Raw genomic sequence first — 22,948 nt, 5'->3', positions numbered from 1 at the left:
ATTTTAAGGAAGTTAGGAGCTGAAAAAATGAGTAAAATCAAAGACGCTTTTATTAAGCTAAGAAAAGAAGAAGAGAAACCATTTATCCCTTTTTTAATGGCTGGAGACCCTACTATAGAGTTAACTAAAGAAATGGTTTTAGAAGCTGAAAAACAAGGAGCAGATATAATTGAATTAGGTATCCCTTATTCTACCCCCTTAGCTGACGGGCCAACAATCAAACAAGCAGGGCAACGTAGTTTAAGACATAATATTAACTTAGATGATATCTTTAAATTAGTAGCAGAAATCAGAGTAGAAAGTGAAATCCCTATTATCTTAATGGGTTATTACAACTCTGTCTTTAATTATGGCTTAGAAAAATTTGTGCAAAAAAGTGAAGAGGTCGGAGTTGATGGAGTAATAATTCCAGATCTACCATTAGGAGAAGATAAAGAGTTAAGAGCTGTTAGTAATGAGTTAGATATTATCTTGCTAGTAGCCCCAAGTAGTAATCAACAGCGAATTAAAGAGGTGGCTCAAGCATCTGAAGGATTTATTTATGCTGTTTCTACCTTAGGAACGACAGGGACAAGAAGAGAGGTTTCTAATCAAGTAGAAGAAGTAGTTAAGCAGGTAAAGGAATTGACTACTACTCCAGTAGCTGTTGGCTTTGGTATCTCCACTCCAGAGCATGTAGAAAATATAGCTCAGTTTGCTGATGGTATAATTGTTGGTAGTGCTATTATTAAAGAAATAGAGGCTAACTTAGATCTAGTTCCAGAAAATAATTATGATTTAGTTCAGCAAGTTGGTCAGTTTATTGCTCAATTAAAAGTTCCGTTGAAGAGTTGATGGTAAGTCGTCAGCTATCTGCTGTCTGCTGTGTGCTATCAGCAGATCTTCACGTAGAGTCCATAGGACTCATAGGAGTTCAAAATCTTTAAATTCAAAAAATAAATTCTTACAATTCCAATATTCTAAAGAGTCAAAATATATCTGTGGTTTTGAATTTGATTTGGCTCACCCTACGAGTTTCATAGAAACTCTTCGTGATAAAGACCATCTACTCATAGCAGACGACAGATAGCTGTGGCATGAAAGTGCCACTTTATATCAATTAAGTATCATTTTGTAATCGAATTAAAAAGGACTCTTATTTTTACCAATTACTAATTAAATAAAATTGTCTATAATATTTTGAAAATAATGTTAAGTCAGTTGCATTTTGCGTATTTTGTGTTATAATATGACCAGCAGTTCGTCGTGCTGGTTATTTTTTTTAGAGTAGTGTGTTTTTAATAAGTATTTTGCTAATAATAATATTAGAGTTAATCAAGAAGCATAAGGAGTGGGGTGTTAGGTTTGCTAAAAGATCTTTTCGGCAATAAATCAAAGTACGTAACTGTAGAACAGAAAAGACGTCCTCGTCGACAAGAAGGTGAGGATACAGATAAAAAAGATATGCCAGAGGATCTATGGACTAAGTGTCAAGAATGCGAAGAAATAATTTTTAATAAAAAATTGGCTAAAAATTTAAAAGTCTGCCCTGAATGTGGAAATCATTTCAGATTAACTGCAACAGAGAGAGTTTCTTTATTGGTAGATGAAGGTATTTTTGAAGAGTATGATGCTGATTTAGAGGCAGAAAACCCTTTGAATTTCCCTGATTATGAAGATAAAATTGATAAGTATCAAGGAAAGACAGGTCTTAAAGAAGCAGTAATTTCTGGTATTGGTCAAATAAATGGCTATCAAGTTTCTGTAGCCGCATTAGACTCTCGTTTTTTAATGGGAAGTATGAATTCAGTTGTAGGAGAGAAGGTAACTCGAACTATTGAAAGAGCTTTAGAAAGAGAGTTACCATTAGTTATTGTAGCTGGTGGTGGCGGTGGTGCTAGAATGTATGAAGGTATGTTATCTTTAATGCAGATGGCTAAGACAAGTGCTGCTTTAAAGAGATTTGATGAAGCTGGAGGGTTGTATATTTCTGTCTTAACTGATCCAACTTATGGTGGTATTTCAGCTAGTTTTGCCTCTTTAGGTGATATTAATATTGGTGAGACTGGTTCTAAAATTGGTTTTGCTGGCCCAAGAGTAATTAAACAGACAATTAATCGCGACTTACCAGAAGGATTTCAGACAGCTGAGTTTTTAGAGGAGCATGGTATGTTAGATAAAGTAATTGATAGATCTGAATTAAAAAATACAATAGGTAAAATTTTAGAGATTCATTATCCTAGAGGTGACAAGTAATGAGTGAATACTTAGATTTTGAAAAACCTCTTATTGAGTTAGAAGAGAAGATTAATGAGTTAAATAGTTTTATGAGAGAGAAAGATATAGATTTAACTGATGAAGTTGAAAGGCTAGAGAAGAGAGCTGATAATTTACGTCAGGAGATCTTTACTGAGTTAGAACCATGGGAAATTTTGAAGATTGCTCGTCATGCTGAAAGACCAACAACCTTAGACTATATTGATTCAATTTGTGATGATTTTATTGAGTTACATGGTGATAGAACTTTTGGCGATGATCAAGCTTTAGTAGGAGGTATTGGAAAGATAGATAATACACCTGTTACTATTATTGGTCACCAAAAAGGAAAAACTACTAAAGATAATATTGAACGTAACTTTGGTATGGCTCATCCAGAAGGTTATCGTAAAGCCTTACGTTTGATGAAACAAGCTGAAAAATTTGGACGACCTATTATCTCCTTAATTAATACTCCTGGAGCTTATCCAGGTATTGGAGCTGAAGAAAGAGGACAAGCTGAGGCAGTTGCTAAAAACATGATGGAGATGGCAGGGATTTCAGTACCGATTATTGTAATCATTACAGGAGAAGGAGGTAGTGGTGGAGCTTTAGGTATTGGTGTAGGTGATAAAGTATTGATGTTAGAATACACATATTACTCTGTTTGTTCACCAGAAGCTTGTGCTGCTATTCTTTGGAAGGATGCTGATAAAGCTAAAGAAGCAGCTAAGGCACTAAAGATAACTGCACAAGATTTACTGGAATTAGGAATTATAGATGATACAATTGCTGAGCCACCTGGAGGAGCACATAAGAATTATCAACGTAGTGCCCAATTACTAAAAGAAAGAATTTTAAGAGAAATAAAGGAGTTACAAGCTTTAGATAAAGAAGTACTATTAGATAATAGATACAATAAATTTAGACAGATGGGTTATATTAAAGAGCAAGTAAAGGAAGTAGTAAATACAGAACAAGAAGCTTAATTTTAAGGAGGGAAAAGAATGAAGAAGATAGGTGTCTTAACTAGTGGTGGAGATGCTCCTGGTATGAATGCTGCTGTTAGAGCAGTAGTTCGTAAAGCCATTAGTGAGGGTTTGGAAGTAGTAGGTGTTAAAAGAGGATACGCTGGAGTCATTGAAGGTGATTTTATTAAGTTAGATCGTAGCTCAGTTAGTGATATTATCCAGCGTGGTGGTACTTTCTTACGCTCTGCTCGTTGTGAAGAGTTTAGAACAAAAGAAGGACGTCAAAGAGCAGCCAAGAAGTTAAAAGAAGAAGGGATTGAAGCATTAGTAGTTGTTGGAGGTGATGGTTCCTTTACTGGGGCTATGTTATTAAGCCAAGAGACTGGAATTCAAACTATTGGTGTTCCGGCAACTATTGATAATGATATTGCTTGTACAGATGATAGTATTGGTTATGATACTGCTATGAATACAATTATCGATGCAATTACTAAAATTCGTGATACAGCTAGTTCTCATGAAAGAGCTTTTGTAATTGAGGCAATGGGTCGTCACGCAGGATTCTTGACTTTGGCTGCTGGATTAGCTGGAGGAGCAGAATCTATTTTAGTACCTGAAGTTGAATTTGATATTGATGAAGTTTGTGAACAAATTCAAGAAGATTATGAAGAAGGTAAAATTCATAGTATTGTATTAGTAGCAGAAGGAGTAGAATTTGGTGATATAGAATTTGAAACTGATAGAAATCCTGGGGAAAGTCCAGCTTTTGTGTTAGGGCGAGAGATTAATGGACGAACAGGATTTGAAACTAGAGTAAGTATTTTAGGCCATATCCAGCGTGGTGGTGCTCCAACTGGTCGTGATAGATTACTAGCTAGTAGATTAGGGGCTGCTGCAGTAGATCAGTTATTAGCTGGTGAAAGTAATAAAATGGTTGGCTTAATTCATAATAAGGTAGAGATATCTCCAATTGAAGAAGCAATTGAAGGTAATAAAGAATTAGATAGAAATCTATATAAATTAGCTAATATTTTAACTTAATCTTATATAAGGGGGAATTGTTAATGAGAAAAACAAAAATAGTATGTACTATTGGTCCAGCTAGTGATGATAAGGAAACATTATCGCAGTTAATTGATGCTGGGATGAATGTAGCTCGACTTAACTTTTCACATGGTGATTTTGAGGAGCATGGAGCTAAGGTAGATAAGATTAGAGAGTTATCTGCTGAAAAAGAGAAGTCAGTAGCTCTATTATTAGACACTAAGGGACCAGAGATTAGAACTGGAGACTTAGAGAATGATGAAGATGTAGTCTTAGAAGATGGGCAAGATTTTGCTTTAACTACTGAAGATATTGCCGGAGACAATGAGAGAGTATCTGTTTCTTATAAGAGTTTACCAGAGGATATGTCTATTGGAGATACCATCTTAATTGATGATGGATTAATTGGTTTAGAGGTAAAAGAAATTACTGAAACAGATGTTATCTGTAAGGTAATTAATGGTGGAGAATTAGGTTCTACAAAAGGTGTTAATCTACCAGGTGTACCTGTACAATTACCAGCTATTACTGAGAAGGATAGAAATGATATTAAGTTTGGTATTGAGCAGGGTGTAGACTTTATTGCAGCTTCTTTTGTGCGTAAAGCTTCTGATGTGTTAGCTATTAGAGAAATCTTAGAAGAGCATAATGCTGATATACATATTATTGCTAAGATTGAGAACCAAGAAGGTGTAGAGAATGTTGATGAAATTTTAGAAGTAGCTGATGGATTAATGGTAGCTCGTGGTGACTTAGGTGTGGAAATCCCAGCTGAAAAGGTACCAGCAGCTCAGAAGATGATGATTAATAAGTGTAATCGAGCTGGTAAGCCAGTTATTACTGCTACACAAATGTTAGAATCAATGATTCATAATCCACGACCAACAAGAGCAGAGGCTAGTGACGTAGCTAATGCAATTTATGATGGTACTGATGCAACAATGTTATCTGGTGAGACTGCTAAAGGCGACTATCCTGTTGAAGCAGTTGAGACAATGGCTAATATTGCAACCGAGACTGAGAAATCATTAAAATATCGTCAGTTATTAGATCGAGAAGCATTAAATCCAGCTAGAACAATAACTGATTCAATCAGTTATGATACTTGCAAGACTGCCTATGAATTAGGAGCGTCTGCAATTATTACTTCTACTCGTTCTGGATATACAGCTAGAATGGTATCTAAACATAGACCTTATGCACCAGTAGTAGCTGTAACTCCTAATAAGCGAGTCTTTAATAAGTTGATTTTATCTTGGGGTGTTAAGCCAGTATTAGCAGATATTACTGAATCTACAGATGAGATGATTTCTGAATCAGTTGCTGCTGCTAAGGAAGCTGAATACGTAGATGATGGTGATTTAGTAGTAATTACTGCTGGAGCACCAGCTGGTATCCCAGGAACTACTAACCTATTAAGAGTAGAGATTGTAGGAGAAGTTGCTCTACGTGGAGTAGGTGTTGGTAATAAGGCAGCAAGTGGCGAAGTCTGTATAGTTAATAATGCTGCTGAAGCTAAAGAGAAGGTTAAACGAGGTGACATTGTAGTAGCTCCAGAAACAGATGATGATTATTTACCTGTTCTTAAGAAAGCAGCCGGAATCATTACTGAAAATCCTGGTTTAACTTCTCATGCAGCTATCAAAGGTCTAAAACTAGATCTTCCTGTAATTGTAGGAGTTAATAATGCTGCTGATAAGTTAGCAGATGGTGATGTAGTAACAATTGATAGTATTCGTGGTTTAATCTATCGTGGAGAAGCTAAGATTTTATAATTTAAATTCTAAAAGTGCGTAGCATTAAGCTGCGCACTTTTTTATTTTTATAGAAAGAAGGTGAGAAAATATGTTGAAATTGTTTTTACTCTTTTCTTTAGTTCCACTAATTGAATTGGCTTTCTTAATTAAAATAGGAGAGTATATGGGTTTACCACTAACTGTTTTGTTGGTAGCTGGAACAGGTATAATAGGAGTATCACTGGCTAGGCAGCAAGGTTTAGCTGTAATTTCAAAAGTGAAGAGTAATTTAAGTAGTGCTAAATTACCTAAAGATAGTTTGTTAGATGGACTATTGATTTTAATTGGTGGGGTAATGTTATTAACTCCTGGTTTGCTAACTGATATAACTGGTTTTTCTTTAATTATCCCAGTAACTAGAAGAGCTATTAGAAGGGTAGTTAAGAGTCAGATTAAAGATAAAGTAGTTATGAAAGGCTATAATTATGATTTTCAACAGAATAATAAATCTCAATCAAAAGAAGAAAAAGAGGATAATGTTATTGATATAGAGGACTATGAAGAAATAGATGAAGATTAAGTGGAGTAGTTATATTTCATTTCTAATATGAATATTTTCTTGACAGGATTAAAGCCTATTAGATATAATAAAACTACTGAAAAGATAAAATCGAATATTAAGTTAAGCGCCGAATTTTATATTTTTATATAAAAGCGGGGGACCCATTTTTGGGGCGAATCTAAATCCATTGTACAATGGATTTAGTAAGGTTTCCCTTTAACCTGAGCCCGCCAGCTAACCTCGTAGGCGATTTAAGGGGGTAGAATATGTGTACCTATAGATATAGCTATACCTATGTCTATGTATAGCTATATCTATAGGTATACACATACGTAAAAAGACTACGGCTACCTGCTGTAGTCTTTTTTGTATTTTATAGTAGAAGATTGCTTAAATTAATTATGTGAGGTGGTTAAATGACTAAAGATTTAAGCTTGCGAGCCAAAATATTATTGGGTTATATGGCAGTAATTATAGTCTTAATTGGATTAGCTAGTTGGTCAATCTATAATTTTGTCTCTTTAAATGAATCAATCCATGATATTATGGTTGAAAATTATAGAAGTGTTATTGCTTCAGAGGAGATGATGGAGGCCTTAGAAAGACAGGATAGTGCAGAGTTAATATTCATTTTTGGACAACAAGATAAGGCTCTAAATATATTTCAAGAGAACCAAATGCAGTTTATGAAGTATCTATCTAGGGCTGAAGACAATATAACAATTCCAGAAGAGAAGAAGATTATTAAGAGTCTTAACCAAGACTATCAAGAATATTTAGGGAAATTTATGAGATTACGAAAGATGGCTGGTCAAAAGAGTTTTAGTCAAGTTCAAAAATATTACTTACAGCAGATTATGCCTCATTTTGAGAAGGTAAAGAAACATTCTAGGGATTTATTAATGGTTAATCAAGAACATATGAAACAGGCTCAACAGAGAGCTAATGATAATGCAACTCAGGCAATTTACTCAACAGTTATCTTCTCTATAGTAGCACTTATTTTGGCTTTATCCTTTGGTATTTATATTTCTAATCTGATTATCAAACCAATTAAAGAGTTGACTGCTAAGATCAAAGAGATTGCAGGAGGAAATTTAGATCAGGTTATTGAGATTGATACTAAAGATGAGATTGGACAATTAGCTGGTGAATTTAATAGAATGACCTATCGTCTTAAAGAATATGAAACAATGAATGTTAGTAAATTAGTTGAAGAAAAGAATAAGTCTGAAGCAATTGTTAAGAGTATATCTAATCCTTTGCTGGTAACTGATCAAGAGAATAAAATTTTATTAATGAATCCTAGAGCAGAAAAGCTATTTGATTTAACTGAACATAAGATATTAGGAACTCACTTCTTAGAATCAATCAAGGAAGATAAGATTTTTGATTCTATTACTGAAACTCTAAAATCAGGTGAAGTAAAGTTTGGTAATGATAATCAGGTCATTAAATTTATGGCTGAAGATGATAAAGAGTTATATTTTAGAATTACCACTACTCCTGTAAAGGATAAGGATAATACAACTACGTTAGTTGTTACTTTATTAGAGGATATTACCCATCTTAAAGAAGTAGATAAGATGAAGTCTGAGTTTGTATCAATGGTTTCTCATGAGTTTAGAACTCCTTTAACATCAATGAATATGGGAATTAATATGTTATTAGAAGAAAATATAGGAGAAGTTAATGACCAACAAGAGGAGTTATTAGAGGTAGCTAAAGAGGATTGTGAACACCTGAATAACTTAGTAGATGATTTACTGGATTTATCAAAGATAGAATCTGGAAGAATAGATTTAGACTTTGGAACTATTCAAGTGACTAAAATCTTTGAGACATCGATTCAGCCCTTTGTTGAACAAGCAAAAAACCAAGGGATAAAGCTAATCACTGAAGAGGTAGATAACTTAGCAGTTTATGCGGACTTGAATAAGGTTACTTGGGTAGTTACTAATCTAATTGGTAATGCTTTGCGGTATACTGAAGTAGATGATGAAATAAGATTATCTGCCCAGAGAAAGGGTCATAAGGTTCATATTTCAGTAGCAGATACTGGTTCAGGAATTCCTAAAGAGTATCAGCATAAAATTTTTGATAAGTTTGTTAGAGCAGGGGCAGACAAAGATAAGGGAACAGGAACTGGTTTAGGCCTGGCTATTTCTAAGGAGATAATTGAAGCTCATGGAGGCAGAATCTGGGTTGAGAGTGAAGAGGGGGTAGGCAGTACCTTTACCTTTACGTTAAAATTGCCTAAGTAAGGTAGGTGAGATGATGAATAAGATATTAGTTGTGGAGGATAATAAAAATATTATTACTGTGCTTAAATTATGTTTAGAAAATGCTGGATATAAAGTTAAAGTTGTTTCTAATGGTGTTGATGCAGTAGATACAGCTTTTGATTGGGAGCCTGACTTGATTTTATTAGATATTAAAATTCCTAAGATGAATGGTTTTTTAGTCTGCGAAACACTAAAAGAGGATGAAATAACTGCTGAAACACCAATTATAATGTTGAGTGCTAAAGCAGAAGAGGAAGATATTAAAAGAGCCTATGATTTAGGCGCTGAAGAGTATATTACTAAGCCAATTGAACCAAATGATTTATTAGAGCAAGTTGCTAAGCATTTAAATTAAATTAAAAGGAGAGATAAATTATGGTACAAGACAAGATTTTAGTTGTTGATGATGAAAAGAATATTCGAATTACTTTAAAACAATGTTTAACAGAAGAATATGAAGTTGTAACAGCTGTTAATGGAGAAGATGGAGTTGAGAAATTTAAGGAAGATGACTTTAGTGTAGTTTTATTAGATATGAAATTACCTGGTATGGATGGACTTGAAGTACTACGACAGATTAAAGATTTTAATAAACAGGCTAATGTAATTATGATTACTGGTTTTGGTTCAGTCAAGACTGCTGTAGAAACAATGAAGTTAGGGGCTATAGATTATTTAAGAAAGCCATTTACTCCTGATGAAATTAAAGAGATTGTAGCAGAGGTAATTGAAAGAAATAATTTAGAGTTAGAAGAAGATGAACTGGATAGTTATAAAGACTATTTAAATTATGCTAAAGCTTGTATTAATAGACAAGAGCTTGATAAAGGATATGAATATCTACAAGAAGCAGTCAGTTTAGATACTTCTAAACCAGAGGCCTTTAATTTATTAGGGGTAGTTTTAGAATTAAAGGATGAGGTTTTAGAAGCGCAAAAGAAATATCGAGCTGCTTTAGCGCTAGACCCATCTTATGATCCAGCTCAACAGAACTTAGAACGAACAAGTCAGTTTAATTATAATAAAGATGATATCAATCTAGGTGAGGAATCTTAAGAGAAAGAGAGGGAGCAAGTATGTATGTTTTAGTTGTAGGTTGTGGTCGAACTGGTTCTGCAATTGCCAATCTATTATCTAAAGAAGGAGAAGATGTGGTAGTTGTAGATAGAGATGAAGAATCTTTTAATCACTTATCAGCTGAATTTACTGGTTTTACAATAATAGGTGATGCTGCTGAAATAGAAGTATTAAAAGAAGCTAAACTTGATAAAGCAGATGTGATTATAGTGACTACTAATGATGATAATGTTAATTCTATGATAGCCCAGATAGCTAGTGAATTATATGAAATTCCTAAGGTAGTAGTTAGACTAATAGATCCAGCCAAGGAAGTTATTTATCAAGACTTAGATGTTATAACAATGAGTCCTACTAATTTACTAGTAGATAATTTTAAGTCACTACTAACTGGTAAGGAGGATAGAAGATGAGGATTATTATTGTAGGCGGCGGCAAAGTTGTTTATCATTTAACTAAGAAATTTATTGCTAAAGGATATCAGGTATCTGTTGTTAATAAAGATAAGGAATATTGTAGGCTATTAGCTAGACAGTCTAATGCATTAGTGATTAATGGAGATGCTTCTCAACCAGATGCTTTAGCTCAAGCAGAAGCAAGAAAGGCTGATATAATCTTAGCCTTGACTGATAATGACCCTGATAACTTATTTATCTGTCAGTTGGCCCAAAAACAATTTGGGATACCTAAAACTTTTTCTGTAGTGAATAATCCAGATAACGAGGAGATATTTAAGGAGTTAGGAATAGAGACTATATTTAATACTACCAAACTAATCTCTATATTGATTGAACAGCGGGTAGAAGTATCCGATGTTAGTAATCTATTATCTATTGAAGAAGGAAAACTTAGTATTTCGCAAGTTGTCTTACAGGATCACTCTCCAGTCTTAGGCAAGAGCTTAAGAGAGATTGATCTACCTGAGGATATTGTTTTTGGGTGTATTATTAGAGATGAAGAGGTCTTAATTCCTAAAGGAAATACTAAGTTGTTAGAAGGAGATAAAGCCTTAATTATTACCTTGCCTGAGAAACAAGCTGAGACCTTTAGTGTTTTGACTGGTGAATAGGAGGAGTAGCTATGAGATATAAGAGAATTATGAAAGAAAGATATGAATTGATATTTAAATATATTGGTATCTTAACTATGGCAATTGGATCTTTTTTATTATTGCCTTTGTTGATCCTACCATTTTATCCAGAAGATATAGTACATTTAAAGTCATTTTTATTACCAGCTTTCATTTTTTTAGGTCTGGGTTTTATAATCTGGAAGTTGACTCAACATAAAGAAGAAGATGTTACCTTATCATTAAAAGAAGGTGGCATTATTGTCTTGATTTCTTGGATAGTTGCTATTATTGCATCAGCAATGCCTTTTATTGTTGCTGGTAAGCTAAATATTACTCAAGCAGTCTTTGAGGCAACTAGTGGTTGGACTACAACAGGACTATCAGTAGTAGATGTAACTAAGACCGCTCATATATTCTTATTGTGGAGAAGTATTATGCAGTTCTTTGGTGGAGCTGGATTGATTGTTGTTATGTTATCCTCAGTATTACATCCTTATGGTTTTGGGTTATATAATGCTGAAGGGAGAAGTGATCAGTTGTTACCTCATATTAAGAGATCAACTAAAGCAATTATGTTAATCTATTCTGGTTATATTATTGGAGGTATTCTTCTTTATGTAATAGCTGGAATGGGGGTCTTTGATGCGATAAACCATTCTATTGCTGCTTTATCAACAGGAGGATTTTCTACTAAAGCAGATAGTATTGGTCATTGGGATAGTTTATCTATAGAATTGATAACTTGGATTTTAATGTTATTGGGAACTACTAATTTTGCTACCCACTTTGCTCTATTAAAAGGGAAGTTTAAAATTGTTCTTAAGAATGGTGAAGTTAGATTATTAATGTTATTAGTTACTATTTTCACTCCAGTTATTGGATATTTCTCTCTAACAGAGATATATACTAAGTTACCTACTATACTAAGAAGAAGTATCTTTGAAGTTATAAGTGCTATCTCTACAACAGGTTTTTCTTTAGATACTTTTGCAACTTGGAACTCTTTTGGGATTATAAGTATGGTTGGATTGATGATTATTGGTGGAGGAACAGGGTCAACTGCAGGTGGAATTAAGCTATATAGAATTTATCTAATGTTTAAATCAATTTTCTGGGAAATGAAGAGTTATTTCCTACCTAAAAATGCTGTAACTCAGAATTTTATCTGGCGAGGAGAAAAGAAACTATATATTGAACCAGAGTATATTCGGGAGGCGGCTAATTATATCTTCTTATATTTAACTACATACTTTATTGGAGTATTAATCTATTTAGCTTATGGTTATAATTTATCTGACTCTATGTTTGAATTTGCTTCCTCTTTAGGGACAGTTGGTTTATCAGTTGGAGTTACAGCTCCTGATGCACCAGTAGGAATTTTATGGACAGAAACAATTGGTATGTTATTAGGAAGATTAGAATTTTTGGTTATTTTCTTTGCTATTATTAAGATAATTAAAGATGCTAATTTTTTAGCATTAGAATCTGAATAATATATATTTGTAATCCCTGAAATTCTTTTAATATGATTTCAGGGAACTTTGATATAAAAAATTATTTAATTGAAAAGTTGTGATTATTTGTTTGCATAAATTGGATGAATCTTTAGAATAGCTAATTTGACAAAATCATATGAAAATAGTATGATTAAAGTACAGTATACTACCAATATAATAAATCATTTCTAAATTATAAAATGAAATTCCTTCACGCTCATTAGAGATATAAGTAACTTAGTGAAAAATAAGACTTTCACTTTTCATTATTTATACATAAAAGTTTTATTACAGCTACTATTATTATGACTTCTTATTATAAAGATATCTTTTATTAGTAAGTGAAAAAATTGATTGATTATTATTAGCATGCTATACTAATAATATATAAATGAGATTAATTATCATTTATAATTTAAAAGGGGGAAATAAATATGAAGAAATTTTTAAGTTTAAGTCTAGTTGTTTTACTATCACTTGTAGTATTAGCAGGATGCGCAGGAAATCAAGCAGCTACAAATGAAGAACAACCAAAAGAAAAAGCAGAAACTGATGTAGTAACAGCAGCTTCAATAACAGGTGATGAAGAAGTATTTAGAAAAGCTGTAAGTGAAGAAGGTACTTGGATTGTAGCAGCATTAAATGATTTAACATTTGATAAAGAGTTAGTAGTAGAAGGTAAATTCCATGATAAAGGTAAGGCTAGTAATGAAGTGTATCGTAAGTTGGCTCCTTATGCACAAGATGATAGTCATAATGTAACTGAAAGATATACAATAACAGCACCAAAATTAACTATTAAGAGTCCAAACACTAAATTGCAAGGTGGAATTTTTGCTGGTGATGTATATGTGCAAGCTAAAGGGTTTACTATTGATGATGCAAAAGTAAAAGGAAATGTATACTTTGCAAAAGAAGAGTATAAGTCTAGTTTCGTTACTGAAGAAGGCGGTAAAGTAACTGGAGATGTTAAGGTAAAAGCAGAAACTGATGTAGTAACAGCAGCTTCAATAACAGGTGATGAAGAAGTATTTAGAAAAGCTGTAAGTGAAGAAGGTACTTGGATTGTAGCAGCATTAAATGATTTAACATTTGATAAAGAGTTAGTAGTAGAAGGTAAATTCCATGATAAAGGTAAGGCTAGTAATGAAGTGTATCGTAAGTTGGCTCCTTATGCACAAGATGATAGTCATAATGTAACTGAAAGATATACAATAACAGCACCAAAATTAACTGTTAAGAGTCCAAACACTAAATTACAAGGTGGAATTTTTGCTGGTGATGTATATGTGCAAGCTAAAGGATTTACTGTTGATGATGCAAAAGTAAAAGGAAATGTATACTTTGCAAAAGAAGAGTATAAGTCTAGTTTCGTTACTGAAGAAGGCGGTAAAGTAACTGGAGATGTTAAGGTAAAAGCAGAAACTGATGTAGTAACAGCAGCTTCAATAACAGGTGATGAAGAAGTATTTAGAAAAGCTGTAAGTGAAGAAGGTACTTGGATTGTAGCAGCATTAAATGATTTAACATTTGATAAAGAGTTAGTAGTAGAAGGTAAATTCCATGATAAAGGTAAGGCTAGTAATGAAGTGTATCGTAAGTTGGCTCCTTATGCACAAGATGATAGTCATAATGTAACTGAAAGATATACAATAACAGCACCAAAATTAACTATTAAGAGTCCAAACACTAAATTACAAGGTGGAATTTTTGCTGGTGATGTATATGTGCAAGCTAAAGGGTTTACTATTGACGATGCAAAAGTAAAAGGAAATGTATACTTTGCAAAAGAAGAGTATAAGTCTAATTTTGTTACTGAAGAAGGCGGTAAAGTAACTGGTGTTACTGAAGTAAAATAACATATAGTTACATGTAATATTGATAGTTAATAATAAGAAAAAGAGTAACCCATTAATGGGTTACTCTTTTTCTTATTTGCTAAAAACAAAAAACCCTGCCTTTATGGCAGGTGTTATTATTTCTGTTATATTAATGGTACCGAAGGTGGGGTGCATTTCAGTGGTTTATAATGTTATGTTAAACGATATTAAAAAGTGGTGAGTTCTGCTGTTTTATATGGAAATAAGTAGGTTTTGAATGATAGATTGTGTTAAGTAGTTTGAGTAATTCTATATTTAAATTTTAATTTTTTTAATCAAATTTTAATCTGATTTTAAGGGAAGTGATATATACTAAATTGTAATTACAAAGTAAAAATAATAGCATTAACTCTTTTAGAACTTTAAGCTATAAAATTTGATACTATCTTTAATTGAAAAGCTATTGACAAAAACAAGAAAATATAATATACTATAAACAAATTGAAAGTAAGTACTTACATGAGGTGATTAGATGACAAAAAAGAAAACTTCTCAAACTATACTAAAAGCAGCACTTAATCTTTTTTCAGCTAAAGGATATAGTAGTGTAACTACAAAAGAAATAGCTGATAAAGCAGAAATAAATGAAGTTACTTTATTTAGACATTTTAATTCTAAACGAAATCTTTTTGAAGCAGTATTTGAACACTATATTTTTGAACCTAATATAACAGATAAGGAGGAGTTATATCAAAAAGAGCCCAAGGAATTTTTGATAAGTATGGGTAATTCATTATATGAAATATTTGAATATAACTCTTCATTAATAAAGATTGAATTAAAAAATGAGCGGAGTACTATTGATAATATGAAAGTTCCCTTAGATAAGTTTGCTAATGAAATAAAGGAAATTGTAATTGATTATTTAAATAAAAGTTCAGAGGTTAAGATTGATAATCCAGAGATTTTTGCAGTTAATTTTCTATCGTCAGTCTGGGGGTTATTTATGAATATTTATATTATTCAGCCTTTTAAGTCAGTTCCTGAATTTGATGTTTGTCTTGAAAAGCTTATTAGTGACTTATTAGAATAATTTTTTAACTTTAATGCAAGTAACTACTTACTATAAAAAAGGAGTAATAGAAGAAATGAAAAAAATAATACCCAAACTAGAAGAATTCATGCAGCCTGAAGAAGGAATTAAACATTTTGTAGAAGATGAGACTTCATTGGTTCATGCTTCAGAAAAATCAAAAACTGGTTATTGTATTCCTGAATTAGTGATAAAATATGGTAGCGGCATACCTAAATTTAAATTAAAGACAATGCTTACTATGATGTCCACGATTAAAAATGCAAGAAAGAGTTATACAGATGTTAATAATAATCCTATAACCCCCAAAACAAAAGCTCCGCAGGAATTTATTGAAGAATTAGTTGAATATGCCAACGATATAGGTGCTTTAAATGTGGCATTTGTTAAATTAGATCGGAAAGATATTTTTAAAAATTCCACAGTATTATATGAAAATGCTATTGTAGTTACCCAGGAGATGGATAAATCTGTGATTGAAAAGGCACCATCTAAAGAGACGGGGCATGAGGTTCATAGAACTTATCGTGAACTAGGAATTATTGTGAATAAAATTGCTGAATTTCTGAGGGAAAATGGTTATAGTGCTCAGGCTGGGCCAGCTTTAGGGGGGGATGTTAATTATACTTTATTAGCAGAAAAAGCTGGGCTTGGGGCTATCGGAAACCATGGATTATTAATATCTCCGAAGGTTGGCCCTAGACAAAGGATTGCAGCAGTATATACGAGTATCGAAAATTCACCTATAAAAGAAAAAAATGATCATATTTGGATTAAAGATTTTTGTAAAGAATGTAAAAAATGTGTGAAAGAATGTCCTTCCCAAGCAATTTATGACGAACCACAGGAAGATATTTATGATACTGAAAAGCACATAGATTATAAAAAGTGTGCTGAATCATTTTCAGATATGTGGGGGTGTTCAATTTGTATTAAAGAGTGTACATTTAATAAAACAGACTATGAAAAAATAAAAAAAATATTTAAATAAACTAGTAAAATGTTTTTTATCATTAATCTAAATGATTGTTTGCTTTAAGAAAAATGTATATTCTATTTATTATATTTTTAAGTGTTTTATAGTTCGTTGTCGAAATGTCGGCGAGCTAGAATTTTATGAAAAACTTCAAAAAATATAAAATCCCTGTAATCCCAGCAGTAATAAGGGAGGACAGGGTTCTTTGTTTTTATTAATATGTAAATTGGTACCGAAGGTGGGGTTCGAACCCACAAGGCCACAAGGACCATTGGATTTTGAATCCAACGCGTCTGCCAGTTCCGCTTGAAGCCTATCATGCCGGGGATGATAAAGGATTAACTTAATATAACGCATTGGATCATTTAAATCCTGCCTAACTATCACATTAGGGAGGAATTTTTATTATGGAGATTAAAATGCAGAAAGAAGCAGAGGATAAGACAGTTGGAGAAGCCTTTGAAGAGTTTTTAAAATATTGTAAAGTAAAGAGTTTATCTGAATCAACTATTGAGTATTATAAGACGAGTTATAATTATTTTATCAAATTTTATTCTGAAGATCATTTAACTAAAAACATTACCAGAGAAACTGTAAATGACTTTATTCTGCATCTGAAAGAAAGAGATATGAGTAATACTTCAGTAAATAGTAGGCTACGAGGATTAAGAGCAATTCTTTATTATTTTATGAAGCTAGGTTATACTAAAGAATTTAAAATAGAAATGATTAAGTCCGAAAAGAAAATCAAGAAAACTTATAGTGATGAAGAGTTAGAGCTTTTACTGGAAAAACCTGATTTAGATGAATGTAGTTTTGCTCAATATAGAAACTGGGTAATTGTAAATTATCTTCTGGGGACAGGAAATCGATTAAAGACTTTGATTAATGTAAAAATTAAAGATGTTGATTTTGATAGTGGATATGTTACATTAAAGAAAACTAAAAATAAAAAACAGCAGGTAATTCCCCTTTCGAAGCAGTTGTCTAAAATATTAATGGAGTATTTAGAGTATAGAGAGGGAGAACCAGAAGATTATCTATTCTGTAATATATATGGAAAGAAACTAAAGGAAAGTACTACTAAATCAGCTATTCGCAAGTATAATCTAAAAAGAGGAGTAGATAAAACTTCTATTCATTTATTCCGTCATACCTTTGCAAAAAAGTGGATATTAGCTGGTGGTGATGTGTTTAGGTTGCAAAAGATATTAGGTCATTCTACTATGGATGTAGTGAAGGAGTATGTTAATATGTTTGGGAATGATCTAAAGAAAGAATTCGATAAGTTTAACCCACTTGATCAGGTTGCAGATAATTATGACCCTATAGAAATGAAATGATAATGAAGCCGGAGGCTCTGCCTTCGGCTTATTTTTTTATTTATAATTATTCTTACGGATATTACAGATTAATAAAAAACAAACTTTATTTTAGAGGAAAAGTTAATAGAAGATTCAAATTATATATATAGTTTTTATATATTACTGTAATAGGTGTAATAGTGACTTTAATTTTTTTATTTTTTTGGAGGAAAAAATATCTTTTCGTGGTAGTACAATTAATAGTGGGAATGATTAAATAGAAAAAATGAAACCAAAGATAGAAGGAGAATAGTTATTATGAAGTATACAACTACTTTAACAGGTATAAATGCTTACATTGAAGAAACTTTAAAAATAATTGAATTATATAAAGGTGGATTTAAAATTAAAGAAATTAAAGATAAAATAATTAATGAAAATCTTTTTAAAAAGAAATCCAAATCAATAAAAGAAAAAATTGTTATATCTACTATTAATCGCTACAATTTAAATGATAAACAAAAAGATGATATATTTATAAAATTTTTAGGTAGTAATGAAATTGGTATTAGTGAAAAAAAGCAAATTCTATGGTATCATTTTACCGAAAAAGAGCAAATTCTATATGATATAGCTATTAACTTTTTACAACCAGAAATTAATAGAAATCCGGATTTGAATGATATAAATACTTCAGTAGTACTTGATTTTTTGGTTATGCAGGAAAAGACACATCCAGAAATTAAAAATTGGGCTACTTCAACTAAAAAGAAAATAGGAAGGAAAGTTGTTACCTTATTACATAAGTTTGGACTAGCAGAAAATAACAAATTGAAAAAACCTTATTTTAGTTTAAATTTGTTAAGTTATGTGTTGATGGATAAGCAAGATAAAGATATTAAAATTAATAGTGATCTTTTTAAGTTGTTTTTATTAAATAAAAAAGATGTAGAAATGATCTTCTCTGAAGCAGAGGGGGAAGGTTTAGTAGAGGTTACATATAATAATGAACATTATAATATTGAACCTAATTTAAAAAAGGTTAGGGGGTATTTGAATGCAAGCATTTAAGAAAAAAATTAATAAATTAGAGAAAAAAATTTTAAACATAAATGATAATTTTAGTTCTCAGCCTGAAACTACTTTAATTGCTTTTTCTTATCCGCCGAAGAAAAAGTATAAATTATATGATGTACTTCCATCATTTAAAAGGAAATTAGAATCTAAAGGAATAGAAAATAAAGAGTTTAGGTTAAATAAGTATTTTTTTGAAATATATTCTGAAGAAAAATTAAAGTTAATTTGTGAAAGTTATGAGAATGGGGATATAAAAGAAACCCGTAGGATAATTAGTCAGGAGTTATCTGAAAAATTAATACCTTATATTTTAAATTCTGATTTAAGAAATAAAAGGTTGTTAATTATAAATGAAGTGGCTTCTCTTTATCCTTATTCTAAACCATTAAGCATTTTCAATGATGATTTCTTTCAGAAATTCAATCAAGAATATATAGTAGTTGTTTTTTATCCGGGAGTTTTTACAGGAAGAAGCAATTCTAGAGCTTGGTTTTTAAACGATAGTAGAATTTTAAAAGAAAGAGTTTTCCAAAGATGTCATACAATAAATGGAGGCGATATAAAGTGACTAGAACTAAAGTTACTGATATTTTTAAGAATAAGGTTACAAGAGAAATCAATCCAGTTGAACATATAACGGAACGAGATATAAAAAGAGATGTAGAAGAGTTTATTTTAACTGATTCATTAGAAGAAAAGTTATATAAATTTTTCAATAATTATGCTGAGCCTGGTGAGACTGAAGTTGTAAGTGCTTGGCTATCAGGGGATTTTGGAACTGGTAAATCTTATTTTGCTAAGATGATAGGCTATTTAGCAGCAGGGTTTACCTATGGAGATACTTCTGCTAGAGAAAGAATTTTAGATAAGCTTTATAACTATAAATATGATTTAGATGAACTTTTTTTTCAATTAAAAAATATTGATACTGAATACATACCATTTAATATAAATAGTGGATTGGGGCAAAGTTCAGTAAATGAAAGAAGTCCGGCAGAAGTTTTTTTACAAAACTTTTTTCAACATTTAGGTTTTTCAGTTGAACCATTATGGATTGGTTTATTGGAATGGGAACTATATAAAAAAGAGAAATTAAACAATTTTTTAGATGAATATAAAAATCAAACTGGTAGTTCTATTGAAGAACAGAGTACATTATTTGTAAAAAAGAATATAAAAAAAGTTCTGGTAGAAGTTATTGAAGAATATAAAACGATAGAAGATGCTGAAGATGGGATTCAAACTCTTAGAGAACGAGTGATTTCTCCAGAAACTACTGCTAAAATAGTTAATGAATATATAGAATTAAGAAAGAAACAAGATAATGCTCCACATAAAAGAGTTCTTTTTGTTGTAGATGAAATTGGAATGTATGTTGGAGAGAATACTGAGCGTTTAATTGAAATTCAAACATTAGAAGAAGAATTTGAAGAACAAGGAAAAGGAAATATTTGGTTTGTAGCTCTTGCTCAGGAGCAAATTAGAAAAGTAAAAAGTAGATTACGGAAACAAAGTAATAGATTAGCTAAAATAATAGATAGGTTTAAGATAAAAATGCATCTAACTTCAGATAATATTGAAACGATAATTAGAGAGAGGGTATTGGATAAAGAAGCTCGTTTTGAACCCGAGTTAAAGAAATTATACAACCAAAACTCTGGTAATTTAAATTTAATTAATAATGGATTAGAAGTACATAAACAAACATATATAAATTATAATTTTAATGAAGAAACTTTTACAGAATTTTATCCTTATTTTCCATTTTATATTTCTATTATTCAAAATACTTTTTTAAATATTAGAACTGATTATACTAATATAGGAGCTTCCAGTGGAAATGCTAGGAGTTTGATTAGTATTACTCAAGGGGTAATTAAGACAGAGGAGAACAATTATCAAACAAGTAATTTAGGCCGATTAGTTCCTTTAGATGAAATATTTGAGCAAATGGCTGAAGATATGCCTGATGATGACATTAGAATCATTCGAGATTTTAATGAAGCTGATAAAGCGGATAAGAATAAATTTCTAAAACGAATTTTAAAAGTTGTATATGTTCTAAAACATAATGAGGATGTAAAGAAAAATTCAAAAAATATAACTTATTTATTAGTTAATAATTTGGACACTAATATCAATAAATTAAAGCAACGGGTAGAAGAGGGATTACAATTATTACAAAATCGTAAATATGTAATAAAAGAAGCTGATGAATATAAATTTTTAAGTAGTACTGAGAAAAATATAGAACGAGAAATAGATGATTTTCATGTCCATATTTCTGATATTAGGTCTAAGGTAACTAGCTGGCTAGAAAATTTATTTAAAAATGCAGATAGAATCAATTATAAAGGGATTCGAGTTTTTGATATTGATTTAGAACTTGATGGAAAGGATATAAAAAATGTTGAATCTCCTTTGAAATTAAAAGTTTATTCTCCGCTTTATATGAATTTAGAAGAAAAAACTAAGGATGAAGTAGTAACTAGTACTAATTTTGATGAAACATATAATTATTGGATCACTAATGTTCTGGCAGGATTCAGAGAAAAAGTTGAACGCTATCTTTCAATAAATAAAATAATAGATAAACATAAGAAAAATGATAATCCTGAGGTAAAAATGATTATTAGAGAAAAGAGTAGAGAGGCAGGTAAATTAGAAGATAAATTAATTGAACAGTTAGAAGAAGCTCTAGTTAATGGAGAAATTATATATAATGGCAATGTTACAGAGCTTGAAAAAACTTTTAATGGTGATATCGAAAAAATATGCCAAGATTATTTTGAAGATTTTGTTCCACGAATGTATCCTAAATTTAGTTGGGGAAAATTAAAAGTTACTGATGATGATATTAAGAAGATATTTAATTTTAAAAGCCGGGAACAAATTAATGAATACTTTTTAGATAAAAATGATAAATTTAACATTTATACTAAAGATGAAAAAATTGATAGTACTAATCAAGCTATTGCAGAAGTCCAGAATTATTTATCTAATCTCTCGCATGGAAAGACCGAAGTCCAGAATGTAATGGATAAGTTTACTACTCCAGACTATGGTTGGCCGGAAGAAGTTATTAAATTAATTATAGCAGTTTTATTTAGAGAAGGTAAAGTTAGATTCAAATATCAAGGTAAAACTTATAGGGATTATACTAATTCTTCGGCTCAAGATCTATTTAAAGGAAAAAGAAAGATTAAAAGATTAGAGTTAAAATATATTACTGGAGATAGAATTTCACCTGAACGAAGAAGAATAGCAAGAGAATTGATTGAAAATTTAACGGGGAATTCTGTAATTGATAAAGTAGTCCAAATCTCTAATAAAATTGAAGAATACATTGATGAATTACACAGTGATTGTAGAACTTTAAGCTATTATAAAGAAGAAATTAATTTTAAAGATACTTTTGAAGAAGCTAAAAGATTAATTAAAATCATTAAAGGTTTAGAAGAACCAGAGGATATAATTAATGAATTTCTAGGTTATGAAGAAAAAATAGCTGATATTAATTCTTATATAAATAATTTATTAGAATTCATTGGAGAAAATGGAGGCAAAGATAAAGCAAAAAAATTTAGCAGTGAAATAAAACCTATGCTAAACAAAAGCCTAGATACTGATACTACAAAAGTAGATTTTTCTGGAGTAGATATAGGTCGATTTGAAGATTGTAAAAAAAATATTAAAGCAATTTATGAAAGCAAATCAGTAATGAAAAGATGGGACGATATTTTGTCCAATTATAAAGAAATGAAAGAAATTGAGGATGATTATAATCAAGTGTTAGTAGAGACAAAGAAGGAATTGTATAAATCACTTCAAGAAGATCTTATTTCAGAGTATCCAAATTATGAAGATATGATAAGAAAGGAATTAAATAAATATACTGAACAAAAGGAAATAGGGAATTTGTATACTAGTGATAGAATTCTAGTTAATATTGAAAGAGTTGAAGATAAAAAAGAAGAGTTAGAAGAAAAAATAATTAAAGCAGAGCAGAAAAGTAATGAGGATAATGATAAAGGTAATGAAAATGATAATGTAAAAACTGAATTTGTTGATCTGGAAGATTTAATTTCAACAAAAGAGGTTAAGAATCAAAATGATGTAGAGAAAATTGTACAGGAATTTAGAAATAATTTATCTGGCAAGTTAAGTGAAAATTCAATCCTAAAATTAAGATAAGGGGGA

Annotated in this window: 19 protein-coding genes and 1 riboswitch; all 19 genes read left to right on the top strand. The window is 31.0% G+C overall.

Going from position 1 to position 22,948, the window contains the following annotated elements; genetic code table 11:
• Positions 1–27: 27 nt before the first annotated feature.
• Complete coding sequence (gene trpA, locus ACYQ39_RS06105) at positions 28–834, top strand: tryptophan synthase subunit alpha (protein WP_459841201.1); 807 nt, start codon at positions 28–30, stop codon at positions 832–834.
• A gap of 510 nt (positions 835–1,344) precedes the next feature.
• Positions 1,345–2,235, top strand: a complete 891-nt coding sequence (gene accD, locus ACYQ39_RS06100) for an acetyl-CoA carboxylase, carboxyltransferase subunit beta (RefSeq protein WP_459841199.1) — start codon at positions 1,345–1,347, stop codon at positions 2,233–2,235.
• A complete protein-coding gene (accA, locus tag ACYQ39_RS06095) occupies positions 2,235–3,224 on the top strand; it encodes an acetyl-CoA carboxylase carboxyl transferase subunit alpha (protein WP_459841197.1) in 990 nt (329 codons plus the stop codon). Before accD ends, accA begins: the two co-directional genes overlap by 1 nt.
• An 18-nt stretch (positions 3,225–3,242) precedes the next feature.
• On the top strand, positions 3,243–4,247 hold the full coding sequence (pfkA, locus tag ACYQ39_RS06090) for a 6-phosphofructokinase (RefSeq protein ID WP_459841194.1): 1,005 nt from the start codon (positions 3,243–3,245) through the stop codon (positions 4,245–4,247).
• 23 nt (positions 4,248–4,270) lie between these two features.
• Entirely contained in the window at positions 4,271–6,025 is a 1,755-nt protein-coding gene (gene pyk / locus ACYQ39_RS06085; RefSeq protein ID WP_459841192.1) for a pyruvate kinase, read from the top strand.
• A 70-nt stretch (positions 6,026–6,095) separates the two neighbouring features.
• Positions 6,096–6,566, top strand: a complete 471-nt coding sequence (locus ACYQ39_RS06080) for an FxsA family protein (protein WP_459841190.1) — start codon at positions 6,096–6,098, stop codon at positions 6,564–6,566.
• A gap of 97 nt (positions 6,567–6,663) precedes the next feature.
• A riboswitch (cyclic di-AMP (ydaO/yuaA leader) is annotated at positions 6,664–6,812 on the top strand.
• Positions 6,813–6,964: 152 nt separating this feature from the next.
• Entirely contained in the window at positions 6,965–8,812 is a 1,848-nt protein-coding gene (locus tag ACYQ39_RS06075; protein WP_459841188.1) for a sensor histidine kinase, read from the top strand.
• Between the two features lie 13 nt (positions 8,813–8,825).
• A complete protein-coding gene (locus tag ACYQ39_RS06070; protein WP_459841187.1) occupies positions 8,826–9,188 on the top strand; it encodes a response regulator transcription factor in 363 nt (120 codons plus the stop codon).
• Between the two features lie 20 nt (positions 9,189–9,208).
• On the top strand, positions 9,209–9,889 hold the full coding sequence (locus tag ACYQ39_RS06065) for a sigma-54-dependent transcriptional regulator (RefSeq protein ID WP_459841185.1): 681 nt from the start codon (positions 9,209–9,211) through the stop codon (positions 9,887–9,889).
• Between the two features lie 20 nt (positions 9,890–9,909).
• Complete coding sequence (locus ACYQ39_RS06060; protein WP_459841183.1) at positions 9,910–10,323, top strand: potassium channel family protein; 414 nt, start codon at positions 9,910–9,912, stop codon at positions 10,321–10,323.
• Positions 10,320–10,979 (top strand): potassium channel family protein, encoded by a 660-nt coding sequence (locus ACYQ39_RS06055; protein WP_459841181.1) that lies wholly within the window; start codon positions 10,320–10,322, stop codon positions 10,977–10,979. Before ACYQ39_RS06060 ends, ACYQ39_RS06055 begins: the two co-directional genes overlap by 4 nt.
• A gap of 11 nt (positions 10,980–10,990) precedes the next feature.
• On the top strand, positions 10,991–12,475 hold the full coding sequence (locus ACYQ39_RS06050) for a TrkH family potassium uptake protein (protein WP_459841179.1): 1,485 nt from the start codon (positions 10,991–10,993) through the stop codon (positions 12,473–12,475).
• Positions 12,476–12,912: 437 nt separating this feature from the next.
• Positions 12,913–14,337, top strand: coding sequence for a hypothetical protein (locus tag ACYQ39_RS06045; protein WP_459841178.1), 1,425 nt, complete (start codon positions 12,913–12,915; stop codon positions 14,335–14,337).
• Between the two features lie 493 nt (positions 14,338–14,830).
• A complete protein-coding gene (locus ACYQ39_RS06040; protein ID WP_459841176.1) occupies positions 14,831–15,391 on the top strand; it encodes a TetR/AcrR family transcriptional regulator in 561 nt (186 codons plus the stop codon).
• Positions 15,392–15,446: 55 nt separating this feature from the next.
• Entirely contained in the window at positions 15,447–16,382 is a 936-nt protein-coding gene (locus ACYQ39_RS06035) for a 4Fe-4S binding protein (RefSeq protein WP_459841174.1), read from the top strand.
• Between the two features lie 392 nt (positions 16,383–16,774).
• Complete coding sequence (locus ACYQ39_RS06030) at positions 16,775–17,710, top strand: tyrosine-type recombinase/integrase (RefSeq protein ID WP_459841172.1); 936 nt, start codon at positions 16,775–16,777, stop codon at positions 17,708–17,710.
• A 279-nt stretch (positions 17,711–17,989) separates the two neighbouring features.
• Complete coding sequence (locus tag ACYQ39_RS06025) at positions 17,990–18,742, top strand: BrxA family protein (RefSeq protein ID WP_459841170.1); 753 nt, start codon at positions 17,990–17,992, stop codon at positions 18,740–18,742.
• A complete protein-coding gene (locus ACYQ39_RS06020; protein ID WP_459841169.1) occupies positions 18,729–19,316 on the top strand; it encodes a hypothetical protein in 588 nt (195 codons plus the stop codon). The genes ACYQ39_RS06025 and ACYQ39_RS06020 overlap by 14 nt, the downstream gene beginning before the upstream one ends.
• On the top strand, positions 19,313–22,942 hold the full coding sequence (brxC, locus tag ACYQ39_RS06015) for a BREX system P-loop protein BrxC (protein WP_459841167.1): 3,630 nt from the start codon (positions 19,313–19,315) through the stop codon (positions 22,940–22,942). Before ACYQ39_RS06020 ends, brxC begins: the two co-directional genes overlap by 4 nt.
• Positions 22,943–22,948: the final 6 nt, after the last annotated feature.

The sequence above is a fragment of the Halanaerocella petrolearia genome, from assembly GCF_054657875.1.
The sequence above is the reverse complement of the archived record's forward strand: the minus strand, read 5'-3'. Positions and strand labels throughout refer to the sequence as shown.